Source organism: Streptomyces albus subsp. chlorinus (assembly GCF_013302895.1).
Taxonomy (GTDB): Bacteria; Actinomycetota; Actinomycetes; order Streptomycetales; family Streptomycetaceae; genus Streptomyces; species Streptomyces chlorinus.
Genome location: NZ_VJOK01000001.1, coordinates 943,189 through 955,561, shown reverse-complemented (window position 1 = coordinate 955,561; position 12,373 = coordinate 943,189). Strand labels below are relative to the sequence as shown.

Annotated in this window: 13 protein-coding genes; 7 read left to right on the top strand and 6 right to left on the bottom strand. The window is 74.1% G+C overall.

Features of this window, described 5'->3' with window-relative positions:
* Positions 1–19 precede the first annotated feature (19 nt).
* Positions 20–961, top strand: coding sequence for an endonuclease/exonuclease/phosphatase family protein (locus tag FM076_RS04405; protein ID WP_173868618.1), 942 nt, complete (start codon positions 20–22; stop codon positions 959–961).
* Positions 962–964: 3 nt separating this feature from the next.
* Here the strand turns inward: FM076_RS04405 and FM076_RS04400 are convergent, their stop codons facing one another.
* Positions 965–1,714, bottom strand: a complete 750-nt coding sequence (locus FM076_RS04400; RefSeq protein ID WP_243274296.1) for a hypothetical protein — start codon at positions 1,712–1,714, stop codon at positions 965–967.
* A 186-nt stretch (positions 1,715–1,900) separates the two neighbouring features.
* On the bottom strand, positions 1,901–2,341 hold the full coding sequence (locus FM076_RS04395; RefSeq protein ID WP_428814676.1) for a hypothetical protein: 441 nt from the start codon (positions 2,339–2,341) through the stop codon (positions 1,901–1,903).
* A 232-nt stretch (positions 2,342–2,573) separates the two neighbouring features.
* On the opposite strand from FM076_RS04395, the gene FM076_RS04390 reads away from it, so the two are divergent.
* From FM076_RS04390 to fxsA, 5 genes are all read left to right on the top strand, one after another.
* Entirely contained in the window at positions 2,574–3,014 is a 441-nt protein-coding gene (locus tag FM076_RS04390) for an AsnC family transcriptional regulator (RefSeq protein ID WP_173868616.1), read from the top strand.
* A gap of 66 nt (positions 3,015–3,080) precedes the next feature.
* The gene (locus FM076_RS04385; protein ID WP_173868615.1) at positions 3,081–4,721 is read left to right on the top strand and encodes an amidohydrolase; all 1,641 of its coding nucleotides are present in this window, start codon (positions 3,081–3,083) and stop codon (positions 4,719–4,721) included.
* Between the two features lie 596 nt (positions 4,722–5,317).
* Positions 5,318–7,396: an apolipoprotein N-acyltransferase gene (gene lnt / locus FM076_RS04380; protein ID WP_428814675.1), complete on the top strand. Its 2,079-nt coding sequence runs from the start codon at positions 5,318–5,320 to the stop codon at positions 7,394–7,396.
* Positions 7,393–8,160, top strand: a complete 768-nt coding sequence (locus tag FM076_RS04375; RefSeq protein WP_173868614.1) for a glycosyltransferase — start codon at positions 7,393–7,395, stop codon at positions 8,158–8,160. The genes lnt and FM076_RS04375 overlap by 4 nt, the downstream gene beginning before the upstream one ends.
* 46 nt (positions 8,161–8,206) lie before the next feature.
* Positions 8,207–8,884 (top strand): FxsA family membrane protein, encoded by a 678-nt coding sequence (fxsA, locus tag FM076_RS04370; protein ID WP_173868613.1) that lies wholly within the window; start codon positions 8,207–8,209, stop codon positions 8,882–8,884.
* Between the two features lie 113 nt (positions 8,885–8,997).
* On the opposite strand, the gene FM076_RS04365 is transcribed toward fxsA, so the two are convergent.
* The 3 genes from FM076_RS04365 to FM076_RS34895 all read right to left on the bottom strand — a co-directional run bounded on the left by FM076_RS04365 (position 8,998) and on the right by FM076_RS34895 (position 10,175).
* Positions 8,998–9,387, bottom strand: a complete 390-nt coding sequence (locus FM076_RS04365) for an RNA polymerase-binding protein RbpA (protein ID WP_173868612.1) — start codon at positions 9,385–9,387, stop codon at positions 8,998–9,000.
* Positions 9,388–9,696: 309 nt separating this feature from the next.
* Positions 9,697–9,885: a hypothetical protein gene (locus tag FM076_RS34900; RefSeq protein WP_345944889.1), complete on the bottom strand. Its 189-nt coding sequence runs from the start codon at positions 9,883–9,885 to the stop codon at positions 9,697–9,699.
* 2 nt (positions 9,886–9,887) lie between these two features.
* On the bottom strand, positions 9,888–10,175 hold the full coding sequence (locus FM076_RS34895; RefSeq protein ID WP_345944888.1) for an MFS transporter: 288 nt from the start codon (positions 10,173–10,175) through the stop codon (positions 9,888–9,890).
* 200 nt (positions 10,176–10,375) lie between these two features.
* Here FM076_RS34895 and FM076_RS04355 point away from each other — a divergent pair, with 200 nt between their 5' ends.
* A complete protein-coding gene (locus tag FM076_RS04355) occupies positions 10,376–11,212 on the top strand; it encodes an alpha/beta fold hydrolase (protein ID WP_173868611.1) in 837 nt (278 codons plus the stop codon).
* 235 nt (positions 11,213–11,447) lie between these two features.
* On the opposite strand, the gene FM076_RS04350 is transcribed toward FM076_RS04355, so the two are convergent.
* Positions 11,448–12,065, bottom strand: a complete 618-nt coding sequence (locus tag FM076_RS04350; protein WP_428814673.1) for a YczE/YyaS/YitT family protein — start codon at positions 12,063–12,065, stop codon at positions 11,448–11,450.
* Between the last annotated feature and the right edge of the window lie 308 nt (positions 12,066–12,373).

Below are 12,373 nucleotides of genomic sequence, written 5' to 3'. Positions count from 1 at the left end.
CACCCAGGGAGGCCACCCCATGACGTCAGCCGCACCCCGCCTCACCCGCCGCGGCGGCATCCGTACCGCCGCCGCGGCGGCGCTCGCCCTTCCCCTCGCGGCAGGCGCCGCGAGGGCGCACGCGGCGGCCGGACGGACCGCCCCCGCACCGGCGCCGCGGCCCGAGGGCGACGGCGGGTCACCGGCGCTGAGCACCATGACCTTCAACCTGCGGTACGCCTCGGACACCCCGCCGCACAGCTGGCCCGAGCGCCGTCCCGTCACCCGGGCGCTGCTGCGTCGGGAGCCGCCCCACCTCATCGGCACCCAGGAAGGGCTGTACGCGCAGCTCAGGGACATCGCGCACGACCTGGGCCGGTCCCGCTACGACTGGATCGGCACCGGCCGCGCCGGCGGCAGCCGGGACGAGTTCATGGCGGTCTTCTACGACGTGCGCCGGCTGCTCCCGCTGGAGTACGACCACTTCTGGCTCTCCGACCAGCCCCGCCTCATCGGCTCCGCGACCTGGGGCAACACCGTCATCCGCATGGTCACCTGGGTGCGGTTCCAGGATCTGGCCACCGGCCGCGAGTTCGTGCACCTCAACACCCATCTCGACCACCGCAGCCAGTACTCCCGGGAGCGCTCCGCCGCGCTGATCGTCCGGCGCCTGGCGGAGTTCGACGCGTCGCTCCCGCGGCTGGTCACCGGCGACTTCAACGTCCCGGCGCACGGCAACCCCGTCCACGAGACGCTGCTGGCCGACGGGAAGCTGGCCGACACCTGGGACAGCGCGGAGCGGCGCGGCAAGCTCTACGGCACCTTCCACGGCTACAAGCCGCTGGTCCCCGACGGCGACCGCATCGACTGGATCCTCGCCTCGCCCGGGGTGCGGGTGCGGCGGGCCTCGGTCAACACCTACGCGCGCCACGGCCAGTACCCCAGCGACCATCTGCCGGTGCAGGCCCTCGTCGAGCTGTAGCCCTCAGGCGCGGGCGGCCTCCCGCACCTCCTCGGCCACCTTCGTGCTGAGGGCCGCCCGCACCAGACCCGCTGCCAGCGGAGCCAGCTCGTCCTTCCCGACCATCCCGGCCAGCTTCTCGGCCGAGGCGGGCAGCCCCAGCTTCTCGGCGCCCTGGAGGGCCTTGCCGTCCAGGTAGGGCTGGTACTCGGGCCACACCGCCTGGGCCTCGCGCAGGAAGATCGAGACGCCCATGGGGCCGATGCCCGGCACCTGACGCAGGGCGCCCTCGGGGTCGTCGGCGCGCCGCAGCCTGCGCAGGTCGCCGCCCCACCGGTCGAGCAGCAGCTCGGCGCCCTCGCCCAGCTGGGTGGCGGTCCGCTCGTCGTAGCGGCGGTAGCCGCCCTCGCCCAGCGCGTCCACCCGCTGCTGCCAGTCGGCCTCGGCCATGCGCCGGGCGTCCTTCATGCCGTGCTTCCAGAACGCCCGCGCGCTGGCGACCGCGATGTCGGCCCGGATGCGGGCGCTCAGCAGCAAGGAGAGCACCAGCAACTGGTAGAGCGGCATGGGGGTGTCCCGCAGGGTGATGCCCGCCTCCTCGGCGTACGTCTTCCCGTGCCGCTTCAGCAGTTCCTTGACGACCGCCCGCTGCCGGGCCTGCTTCCCGCCGCCTCCGCCGTCGCCCGCGGCCCTCTTGCCGCCGCTCTTGGTGGCGCCGTCCTTCGTGCCGCTCTTGGCGCCGCCCGCCCTGGTCTTCGTGCTCGTACCGGCCATGACCGCCTCCTTCGAAACCGGGTCCCCTGCCGTGCGGACTCCCACACGGCAGCACCGGAGGTACGCGGTCACCTGTTCCTCGGCGGCACCCGGGCGAAAACCAGCCGGGCCCTTTCCCCTCTTCCCGCCCGGCGGACGGCTGCTAGCGGCGGGACGTGGCGGCCGGGCGGGCGGGGTGACGGCCCGTCACTCGGCGGCGGCCTTGGCCCGGTCGGCGTGCCGGGAGCCGGGGACGCCCACGTGGGAGAACGGCTGGGTGCGCCAGTCGAGCCCCTCGGGCAGCGTCAGCAGCTCGCTCACCGCGCGCTCGCGGGGCTCGCTGTCCCAGGGGGCCGCGTCCTGGACCGGGCGGCCCGAACCCTGGCAGACCGTCAGTCCGAACGGGTCCCAGGGAGAGGCGCACAGGCCGTGCCGGGGCAGCTTCTCCTCCTGGGCGAACACCGCGATCGCCTGGCCGCAGTCGGGGCACTTGACGCGGAGACCCTCGTACATCTCGTCCTCGAAGGCGGGTTCCGCCGGCTCGTCGAACAGGTCGGGACTCCCGGCCGGAGCGGCTTCGCCCTGGTGGGCGTCGTTGTGATGAGCGGCGTCCTGACGAGCGGAGCGGGTGGACTTCGTCGTGCGCATGTAATCCCCCTTGATGGAACGGCCGGGCTGGGCTTCGGCCACAGCAAGCACTTCCCGCCGTGCCGCGCGCATAATCGCCCCGCACGGCAGGACACCGATGCATAAGTGTGGCCTTCCTCACATACCTTGTGCTCGTGTCTTCCGGGCGTGGCGCCGCGTGCCACGGCGCGCCGCACCCGTGCGCCGGTGCGCGCGCTGCGCCCGCGACGCGGGGGCAGTACGGTGATCGGCTGTGGAGGAACTCGACCGTCAGATCGTGGAACTGCTCGTCAAGGACGGGCGGATGAGCTACACCGACCTGGGCAAGGCCACCGGCCTGTCCACCTCGGCCGTGCACCAGCGTGTGCGCCGCCTCGAACAGCGCGGCGTCATCCGCGGCTACGCCGCGCTCGTGGACCCCGAGGCCGTCGGGCTGCCCATGACGGCGTTCATCTCCGTCAAACCCTTCGACCCCAGCGCGCCGGACGACATCGCCGACCGGCTGGCCGACGTACCCGAGATCGAGGCGTGCCACAGCGTGGCCGGCGACGAGAACTACATCCTCAAGGTGCGGGTGGCCACGCCCATCGAACTGGAGCATCTGCTGGCCCGGATCCGCACCCTGGCCGGCGTCTCCACCCGTACCACCGTCGTCCTGTCCACCCCGTACGAGGCGCGGCCGCCGCGTTTGTGAGCGCGCCGTCGCACGGGCGGGTGACCCCGTGCGTCCGGGGAGGGCCGGGGGCGGGAGACTGTCCCCATGAGCGAGAGCACCACCCCCTCCCGGCCGCGCACCGTTCTGCTGCGCGGCGGCGAGGTCCACAGCCCCGCAGACCCGTTCGCGACCGCGATGGTCGTCGAGGGTGACAGCATCGCCTGGATCGGCTCCGAGGGGGCGGCCGACTCCTTCGCGGACGGGGTGGAGGAGGTCGTCCATCTCGACGGCGCGCTCGTCACCCCCGCCTTCACCGACGCGCACGTCCACACCACCGCGACCGGCCTCGCCCTCACCGGCCTCGACCTGTCCGGCGCCCCCACGCTCACCGAGGCCCTGGCCCGTGTCCGGGCGTACGCCGAGGCGCGCCCCGACGACCGGGTGCTGCTGGGCACCGGCTGGGACGCCGGCGCCTGGCCCGAGCAGCGGCATCCCGGCCGCGCGGAGCTGGACGAGGCGACCGGCGGCAGGCCCCTCTACCTGACCCGGATCGACGTGCACTCGGCGCTGGCCACCACCGCCATGCTCGACCTGGTGCCCGGTGTCACCGACCGCGAGGGCTACCGCGGCGACGCGCCGCTGACGGGCGAGGCCCACCACGCGGTCCGCGAGGCCGCGCACGCCACCCTCACCGCACGGCAGCGCACCGAGGCCCAGCGCGCGGCGCGGGCGCACGCCGCCTCCCTCGGGATCGGGTCCCTCCACGAGTGCGCCGGCCCCGGCATCTCCAGCGAGGACGACCTCGTCTCGCTGCTGGCACTGGCCGCCGAGGAGGCGGGACCGCGCGTCTACGGGTACTGGGCCGAACTCGTCACATCCGCGAAGGAGGCGGACCGGGTCAGGGAACTGGGCGCGGTCGGCGCGGCCGGTGACCTCTTCGCGGACGGCTCGCTGGGCTCGCACACGGCGCACCTGTGCGCCCCCTACGCCGACGCGCCGGGTACGGCCGGCCGCGGTCAGCTGGACGCCGACGCGATCGCCGCCCACGTCGCCACCTGCACCGAGGCCGGACTGCAGGCCGGATTCCACGCCATCGGGGACGCGGCGCTCCGCGACGTCACCGCCGGGGTCCGCCGCGCCGCCGAGACCGTCGGCCTGGCCCGCGTCCGCGCGGCCCGGCACCGGGTCGAGCACGCCGAGATGCTCACCGGGCGCACCATCGCCGACTTCGCCGACCTGGCGCTGACCGCCTCCGTGCAGCCGGGCTTCGACGCCGCCTGGGGCGGCGCGGACGGAATGTACGCGCGCCGCCTCGGTGCCGAGCGCGCCGCCACCCTCAACCCGTACGCCGCGCTCCTGCGCGCCGGGGTGCCGCTCGCCCTCGGCTCCGACAGCCCCGTCACCCCCCTGGGGCCCTGGGAGGCCGTCCGGGCCGCCGCCTTCCACCGCACCCACGAGCACCGGATCTCCGTACGCGGCGCCTTCACCGCCCACACCCGCGGCGGCTGGCGCGCCCTGGGCCGCGACGACGCCGGAGTGCTGGTGCCCGGCGCGCCCGCCGACTACGCGGTCTGGCGCACCGGCCCGCTCGTCGTCCAGACCCCCGACACCCGGGTCGCCAACTGGTCGACCGATCCCCGCTCCGGCACCCCCGGGCTGCCCGACCTCACACCGGGCACCCCCGCTCCGGTCTGCCTGCGGACGGTGATCGGCGGACGGACGGTCCACGCACGGCCGGACGAGTGACAGGGGGGACCCCGATACGGCCGAACGTGAGCCCCCCGGTCGGCCGCCCCGTCCCGGCTTCTTCCGCACTGACCTGCTGATTTGTCGAAACACCCCAGGTGGGCAGGCTGTTGACAGAAATCGCCCGAAGCCCGGTAGGTTCGGCCGCGTCCACCACAGGACGTCCGACCGCGGAGCTTCCGCGCTGTCGTCGAACGCCGCTGGGCCAGGGGTGGTGTACCGCACCGGCGCACCACCGCTGCGAGCCAGGTCCAGCGCCCGCGGCACGGGGACAGATGGTTTCCGCCGGTCGGCGGGTGTGACCCGGGACGGGGCCCGGACGCTCAGTAGACAACGGCTTTCGGTCGATCCGCAGCCAGCGGGTCCCAGGTCGGCCCGAAGGGCGTCGGGCCCCGATCCGCAGACCGTACGCACCGGGGCGCTGCCTCGGTGATGACCCTCCGCGACGCGCCGATCACCGTGCTCTTCCCGGCCCTTGCCGCGCGCCGCGCATCCCCCCGGGTTTCCCGGGCATTCCTCATCCCGCGCCCCGCCGCCGCCCCCGCGCGTTGTACGGTCACCTCACCACCGCACGACCTGCCAGGAAGGCCGCGACCTTGGTATCGGGCCCCGAGACCAGCCCCGCCTCCGCCCCGGACGGCTCCCGGGAGCGCAAGGCGGCACCCGCCGCGCCGCGCGGCGCGCCGGACGGCACGGCACACGCCGAGCAGCCGCACCCGGCAGGCTCCGCCGTGTCCCCGCAGCCCGGCGCCCGGGACGGCGCGCCGGCGAACGGCCCCGCGCCGCACCGCGCTTCGGACAGCGGCGGCTCCCGGGACCGCAGTGACGTTCCGGCACCGGAGGGGAACGCGGCCGGAGCCGGTGACTCCGCCGAGGCCGGTGCCGGTTTTGCGGAACCCGGTGCCGATTCCGCGGAACCACGGAAGACCGACGGGACGCGCGGCACCTTCGACCCGACGGCGGACCGGGAAGCCGCGCCCACCTCGGCGGCGGACCGCCCCGCGCGCCCGCCGCGGTGGCGGCGCCTCGCGGCGCTGGCCCGGCGGGAGGCCCGGTCCACCGCACTGGCCGCGCTCAGCGGTGCGGCGCTCGCCTTCGCCTTCCCGCCCTACGGACTCTGGGTGCTCTCCCCGGTGGCCGTCGCCGCGCTGAGCCTGCTGACCCGGGGCCGGACCGGGCGCCAGGGCGCCTGGCTCGGATTCGCCTTCGGCTGGCCTTTCTTCCTCTTCCTGCTGAAGTGGCTGCACGTCGTCGGCTGGGACGCGGTCGTGGGACTCGCCCTCGTCCAGGCGCTGTTCGTGCTGGGACTCGGCGCCGGACTGGCCGTCACCTCGCGGCTGGCGGCCTGGCCGCTGTGGGGAGCCTGCCTGTGGGTGACCGAGGAGTTCCTGCGCGACCGGCTCCCCTTCGGCGGCTTCACCTGGGGGCGCCTCGCCTTCGCCAACGCCGACTCCCCCTACACACCGCTGGCCGCGCTCGGCGGCGCCCCGCTGGTCACCTTCGCGGTGGCGCTGACGGGCACGCTGCTGGCCGCCGCCGCGCTCGCGGCCCTGCGGCTGCGCTCGCCCGCGGCCCGCACCGCCCGTGCGTACGCGCTGGGACTCGGCCCCCTCGCCGTCGCCGCGGCCGTCACCGTCGCCGGGTTCGCGGTGCCCGTGCCGACCAAGGCCGACGACACGGTGCGGATCGCCGTCGTCCAGGGCAACGTCCAGCAGCCCGGGATGCACTTCCTGGGCCGCCCCATGCAGATCCTCAACAACCACGTCGAGGCCACCCTCGACCTCGCCGAGCGGATCAAGCGGGGCAAGGAGCCCAGGCCGGACCTGGTGATCTGGCCGGAGAACTCCTCCGACCTCGACCCCTACAAGTGGCCCGAGGCGGGCGACCGGATCGAGGAGGCCGTCAAGGCCGTCGGCGTGCCCGTCCTGGTCGGCGCCCTCGTCGACCACCCCACCAAGGAGGGCTACGTCGAGAACCAGGGCATCGTCTGGGACCCGAAAAAGGGACCCGGCGCCCACTACACCAAGCAGCACCCGGTCCCGTTCGGTGAGTACGTGCCCTTCCGGGACCAGCTCAGCAAGGTGATCACGCGCCTCCAGCAGGTGCCCAGGGACTTCTACCCGGGCGACCGCACCGGGGTGCTCCAGACCGGCCCCGCACGGCTGGGCGACGTGATCTGCTTCGAGGTGGCCTACGACGAGATCCCCCGGGACACCGTCCGGGACGGCGCCCGCGCGCTGGTCGTCCAGACGAACAACGCCACCTACGGACGGACCGGCCAGCCCGAACAGCAGCTGGTCATGTCGCAGCTGCGCGCGGTCGAGCACGGCCGCGCCGTGGTGACGGCGGCGACCAGCGGCATCAGCGCCATCGTCGCCCCCGACGGCACCGTCCGGCAGCGCACCGGGGAGTTCACCCGGGACGTGCTCACCGGACAGCTCCCGCTGCGCGACGACCTCACCGTCGCCGACCGCGTCGGGGCCGCTCCGGAGTGGGTGATCGCTATCGTGGGCGTGCTCGCCTGCGCCGGGGCCCTGGTCCTGGGCAGGAGGCGCGGCACACCGGCGGGGGCGGCCACGTCCGCACCGGGCGGCGCGGACCAGGGGGAGGGCCGGGACGGCACCGGCCACGACCAGCAGGACGGACAGGCTCAAACGGAGGGGCAGCACCAGTGACGGACGGCGGACAGCGGCGGTACGGCCCCCTCGGAACGGCCCTGGTCATCATCCCGACCTACAACGAGGCCGACAATCTGGCACCCGTCGTCACCCGGGTGCGCGAGGCGGTGCCCGAGGCCCACATCCTCGTGGCCGACGACAACAGCCCCGACGGCACCGGCAAGATCGCCGATGAGCTGGCCGCCGACGACCCGCACGTGCACGTGCTGCACCGCAAGGGCAAGGAGGGCCTGGGCGCCGCCTACCTGGCGGGGTTCCGCTGGGGCATCGACAACGGCTACGGCGTACTGATCGAGATGGACGCCGACGGCTCGCACCCCCCCGAGGAGCTGCCCCGGCTGCTGACCGCCCTGGGCGGCGCCGACCTGGTGATCGGCTCCCGGTGGGTGCCCGGCGGGCGGATCGTCAACTGGCCGAAGTCACGCGAGTACCTCTCGCGCGGTGCCAGCACCTACTCCCGGCTCCTCCTCGACGTGGACGTACGCGACGTGACGGCGGGCTTCCGCGCCTTCCGCAAGGAGACGCTGGAGGGCATCGACATGGACTCCATCGCCTCCCAGGGCTACTGCTTCCAGGTGGACCTCACGCGACGCACTGTGCACGCCGGCTACCACGTGGTGGAGGTGCCCATCACCTTCGTCGAGCGGGAGCGCGGCGACTCCAAGATGAGCCGCGACATCATGGCCGAGGCGCTGTGGCGGATCGCCGCGTGGGGCGTCGAGGGCCGCGTCAAGAAGGCCATCGGGCGCACCAAGCGCTGACCGGACGCTGACTCGTCCCCTACACGACGCCAGGCACACTGGAAGAATGACGACGCGCGCACCCTTCCCGTACGAGCCCCACGGACAGGACTCGGGCGGTGCAGACGGCGGTCCCGGGCAGGGAGCCGGGACCCGCTCCGGCGGGACACCTCCGCCCCGGCCGCCCCGGTCGAGGGCCCGCACGCTGGTGCCGCTCGCCGTGGCCGCGTGGGCCGTCCTGGAGATCTGGCTGCTGACGCTGCTCGCGGACGCGGCGGGCGGGATGACGGTCTTCCTCGTGCTGGTCGCGGGCATCGTGCTGGGCTCCGCCGTGATCAAGCGGGCAGGCCGCCGCGCCTGGCGGAACCTGGCCGAGACGGTGCAGCGCGCCCAGGAGCAGGCCCGCGGCGGTGGCGAGCCCGGTGAGAAGGCCGCCCGGCAGGAGCAGGGCGGCAACGGGACGGCCATGCTCGGCGGACTGCTGCTGATGATCCCCGGGCTGGTCTCGGACGCGCTGGCGCTGCTGTGCCTCTTCCCGCCGACGGGCAGGCTGCTGCGCGGCTCCGTCCAGCGGTTCCTGGACCGGCGGAGCGGCTTCGCGCCGGGCACCCTCGGTGACGCCTACCAGCAGGCCCGTACGGCCGAGCAGCAGGTGCGGATGCACCGCCCCGACGGCAAGGTCGTCCAGGGCGAGGTCGTCCGGGAGAAGCCGGAGGGGGACGGGCAGGGGCCTCAGGGCCGCTGAGCGGGCGGACACCGCCGGCGGGCGCGGGCGCAAGCGAGAGGGCCCGGGGCACGCGCTGTCGCGTGGTCCCAGGCCCTCTCGCTCGTGTCGTCCGGCGGCGTGACCGGTCGGGGTCAGGCGGACTTGCGCTTGCTCCCGCCCGCGTCGTCGCGGGGATGCACCGCCAGGTTCATGGTGCCGGACCGCAGCACGGCGAGCCGCTCGGCGAGTACCTCCTCGAGCTCCTCCCGGGTCCGCCGCTCCATGAGCATGTCCCAGTGCGTCCGCGCGGGCTTGCTCTTTTTCTCCTCCGGACCCTCGCCGTCGACCAGGAGTGCCTGTGCGCCGCACACCTTGCACTCCCACTCGGACGGAATCTCGGCCTCTACCGAGAACGGCATCTCGAAACGATGGCCGTTCTGGCATGCGTACTCCACGGCCTGGCGCGGGGCCAGGTCGATGCCGCGGTCGGTCTCGTAGCTGGTCACCACGAGTCGCGTGCCGCGAAGAGCTCGCTCACTCATGAATTCGTGCCTCCCGGGCTGGTCGCCCACAGGACAGGTGTCGCTGTCGTCGTCATCCGGTCAACGTCCGGCCGCCGGTGAAGATTCCCGCTGGGGAGAACACCCACCCGTCACGCACCTCCACTCATGACGGAGGGGCCGCGCGCCGCCGCTCCTCGTGCCGCCGCTTCGTTGATCTGCGGTACCCCCCGGTGACCGGTTTGTCACAACTGACAGAAGATGTCACCCACTGTTCGCATCTCTTCGGCGTGCAGTAACGGTCCATCCGGTGGGCCAAAGGCGTACAGTACCGGGCCGACACCCGCACGTCTAAATCCGGCCCGGTGCGACGTTGCCCACCGCGGCCGTCGCACGTCGAACGGGTACCCGCGACAGCGGCGCGAAACCGAGTGCGGGGAAGAGCACCAAGGACAGGATCGCATGGCGGTGGTCGCCCGTCAGCCGGTACGTCAGCCCGGACACCAGCGGGCCCAGCCGGCTCGTCCTCCGGTCGCTCACGGTCACCGTCCACACCGCCGGTGAGCCAGGAGGGTGCGCTTGGCGCCGTGACGCGCGGCGTGCCTGCCGAGAAGCGCCCCCGCCGCCGCGAGCACCCGCACGAGCAGGACCGCCCCGATCAGTGCCGTCCCGTCCGGTCCCCGGCCCTCCGAACCGTGGACGGACGCCCGGACGATCATTGCCTGGACGCCGTCGTTGCAGAGGGGATACGCAGCCAGGAACAGCAGTGTGAGCGAGTAGCGGCGCAACTCCCGGAAGAGGGCGCTCAGTTGCCCGCATCCATGGCTCAACGAAGCACGTGGAGCGCCCTTCTGGGCCGGTGGGGGGGGCGGGCCGCTCGGTCCCGGCGCTCTTCGAAACCGGAGCCGGGAGACTACAGTTCGCCTTCCGCCGCCCTGGTGGCCGGAGGTGCCGCGCACCCGGGGCCGCGGGGCCCGCGGACCATCCGCCCACCCGTCCACGCGGAACGCCGAGAAGGAGACCGCACCTCATGTCCGCCTCCCGTGACCGCCCCCCGCGCGGCGAGACCGTCACGCACCACCGGATGGCGACCGTCGCCGGACGGCGCACGGCCTACCTCGACTCGGGCGGCACCGGGCCCGTACTGCTCGCCCTGCACGGGCACTTCGGCAGGGGACGCATCTTCGAGCCGCTCGCCGAGGCCCTCGCGGACCGTTACCGCGTCATCGCTCCCGACCAGCGCGGGCACGGCCGCACCGACAGCGCCGGTGACTTCTCACCGGAGGCGTACGCCGACGACGCCGTGGCCCTCCTCGACGCGCTGGACGTCCCGTCCGCCGCCGTCCTCGGCCACTCCATGGGCGGCGCCGTCGCGTTCGTGCTGGCGGCCCGCGCCCCGGAGCGCGTACGGGCCCTGCTCGTCGCCGACATGACGGTGCTCAACCAGGAGCCCGAGGCACACCCCGTGCTGGACTGCTCGGGATGGCCGCGCCGGGCGCCGAGCCGGGCGGCACTGGGCGCCGCGATCGAGGCGCACGGCATCCCGGACGCGGGCTACTTCCTCGACAGCGCCGTGGAGTTCCCCGACGGCTGGGGGCTGCTGTTCGACACCCGCGACATGATGGCCTCCCAGCGCGCCTTCGCCGGCGACCTGGGCGCGCACTGGCGGGCCTCCGGGCAGCCCGCGCTGCTGATGCGCGCGGAGCACAGCTTCCTGCTCTCCGAGCGGACCGCCCGCCGTATGGCCGGGGAACGCCCGCACACCGAACTGGTCACCTTCCCCGGCTGCGGGCACTGGCTGTACCGGGACGACCCGGAGCGCTTCGCCCGCACCGTCGCCGGCTTCCTGGACCGGGCCCTGGGGTGAGGGGCGGTGCCGGTCGAACGCGTCGCGTCGTGGAGGGCGACCGGGGGCCGTCGGCCGTCGTGTGGACGTCCGTCTCCAGGTGGCGGTAGCCGAATCGGCAGCGCGGGCGATGGCCGCGTGGGTGTTCTCCGGGCCGAAGGCAGCGCCGCCACGGCGGGCGAGGGCGAGCGGCCCCCGGGAGGCCGGGAACGGTGGACGGGGCGGTGGGCGCGGGCGGCGGTCGGCCGGGTGCGCGTCACCGGCGCGGTATCGCGCGCCGCCCGCCGCCTCGGGCCACCACCCGGGTGGCCGTACCCGTCCCGGTGCTGCCGGGCAGCGCGAAGACGCGGAGGAAGAACTGGGCGAGCGGTCCGATGGCCAGCGCGTACAGCACCGTGCCGACGCCCGCCGAGCCGCCCAGCAAGATGCCGCTGATCAGCACGACCACCTCGATGCCGGTGCGGACCAGCCGGATCGAGCGGCCGGTCACCTTGTGCAGTCCGGTCATCAGTCCGTCGCGGGGGCCGGGACCGAAGCGGGCGGAGATGTACAGCCCGGTGGCGGCGCCGTTCAGCACCACCCCGGCAACCAGCAGGGCGATCCGGGGGAGCAGGGCCTCGGGGGAGGGCAGCAGCCACAGGGTCGCGTCCATCGAGAGGCCCACCAGGAACACGTTGGAGACCGTGCCCAGGCCCGGGCGCTCGCGCATCGGCCACCACAGCAGCAGCACCAGTGCCCCGACGATGATCGACACAGTTCCGATGGACAGCCCGGTGTGCTCGGAGACGCCCTGGTGGAAGACGTCCCAGGGGTCCAGCCCCAGCCCAGCCCGCACCATCAGCGCCGCGCTGGCCCCGTACAGCACCAGCCCCACGTACAGCTGTGCGAGCCGCCGCGCCGGCTGTCTGCCGGGACCCGTGGACGCGGGCCCGGAACCCCCGGCCGAAGCGGACCCGGAACCGTCCGACGACGCTGACCCAGAACCTTCCGATACGGACAACGACCTACCCCTTCTCGTGTCAGTGGACCGACCCATGGCACTCTGTGGCATGGAAGCAGGCCGCATCTATGGCCAATCTGCGAGAGGTGGACCGAAAACCATGGCGCACTGGAACTCCGCGGTAGGAGCCCCGCAGCTCGCGCGCCTCCTGGGCTCGCAGCACACGGTGCGGCGCGGCCCCG